The 1713-nt window shown below is 54.2% G+C and carries 1 protein-coding gene; it reads right to left on the bottom strand.

Annotation, left to right across the window (positions count from 1 at the left end):
• Nucleotides 1–1064, bottom strand: a 1064-nt coding sequence (locus tag ACZRMS_RS26225; protein WP_153334572.1) for an FUSC family protein, incomplete at its 3' end; no start/stop codon positions are given.
• Between the last annotated feature and the right edge of the window lie 649 nt (nucleotides 1065–1713).

Raw genomic sequence — 1713 nt, forward strand, 5'->3', positions numbered from 1 at the left:
GGATCTGCGGGTTTATTGGCGTCGTTCTGGGTGGTAAAGCCGAACGTCACCAAAGCGCTTTCAACCGTGCTCATGTGTTGCAGGCACAGCTGCCAGGGCGCGGACACGGCATCCTCGATCTGGCTGGGTTCCACGGGCAGCAGCATCGGTTTCTCGTTGTCATTGGCAATGGCGGCGCACCCTTTGGCGACATTGGCGATACGCTCATGCAATGACGCCGGGGGCGAGCCTTGCTTCTTGCGCAATGCATCGGCAAACGCCTCAGAGAAGAGCAGGGAGCTGGCATATAAACGCACCGCATGGCGTTCATAACGGTTGGCGATGTCTTTGACTTCTCTGGACGCAAACCGCCCGCGCAGCGTCCAGCGCGCGGTATTGCGGGCATTGCTGATACCGTTTTCCAGCGTAATCAGGCTGTCATGGGCGGTAGAGAACAACAGCACTGCATTTTTGGCTTTGTCGGAATCGTTTTCTTCAAGGGCTTGCTGGCATTTACTGAAACCGCGCGCGAGCTTTTCAAGCAGCTCCTTGGCTGAAGTGTCAATAATCCCGATAGGGTTAGGCGTGAGCAGTACTTGGCTGAACACCAACCCAACGCCTGCACCGACCAATACGTCGAGCATCCGCACCACGCCAGCGGTCTCCGGGCCCACGGCCAGCATCAACACTGCTGAAACCCCGGCCTGAATAGGTACTACCGCGCCCAGGCCATAGAGGGCAGCGATGGAGATGGCAGAAAAGGTGGCAAAGCCTATTCGCAGCAGCGGGTAGCCGTCTGGCAGCAACAAGGCCGCCTCACCCACGAGAATCCCTGTGGCGACACCCACCATCAACCCAACGGCTTGTTTGCCGTGACTGGGCAGGCCCGGTGCCAGGCACACCACGGCGCTGATGGCGGCAAACACAGGGTGTGCATGTCCGAAGAAGTGGTACGCGAGAATCCATGCCAGCGCCGCAGCGATGGCGCTGGCCAGCGCGTCCCGCCAGCCTGAAGACCAGCGGGTCAAGATTTTCTCAGTCAGGGAATCGACATGGCGACGCAAGAAACTGGCGCGGGGGATCATTCAAACTCCCGATCTTATGTGGAGATGCTAGTAACCATAGACGCACATCAAATCAAAGACCAAAAAAAACCGCGCCTGAGCGCGGTTTTTTTACGTGTGGTGTTTTACACGTTAAATCGTGATTATGTTTGCAAGTTATTGTTTTTATTAGATTGGTATGAAGCTAAGTTTGATTTGTACTCATTTGTGTACTCATTATACATTTCGTGTCTGAAATGCATCATCTTCGTATTGCAGCACTGCCTGAACAATTGTTCCCCCCCAACAGAAAACTACATGAACTACGAAACGCCCGCTGAACGATTCAGCCAATTCGCTGGCCGGAGCAAAGCCAGCATGTTTTGGTGACTTGCTCCGAAGGTCAGCGCATAGCTTCTCACCTCACCTCACGACAGGATCGGCTAGCGGCCGGTCTCGATGGGCTGCTATTGGCCGAGGCTGTGTAAAAACGTTTTTTCGGCGCGGCAGGTACTCAAAACCGGATTGGAAATCGCGCTTCTATGCGAAATCCACATCTGCCTGACGGGTCAATAAATTTCATATTTAACGTAGACGCGCACACTTTAATTTTGGCGAAGCGTTTTTACACACTCTGGGCCGTTTGCTGCCCATCGCGACAGACAACAATCTGCCAAATTGGTCCTTCAAA

The organism is Pseudomonas sp. B424, assembly GCF_055408345.1.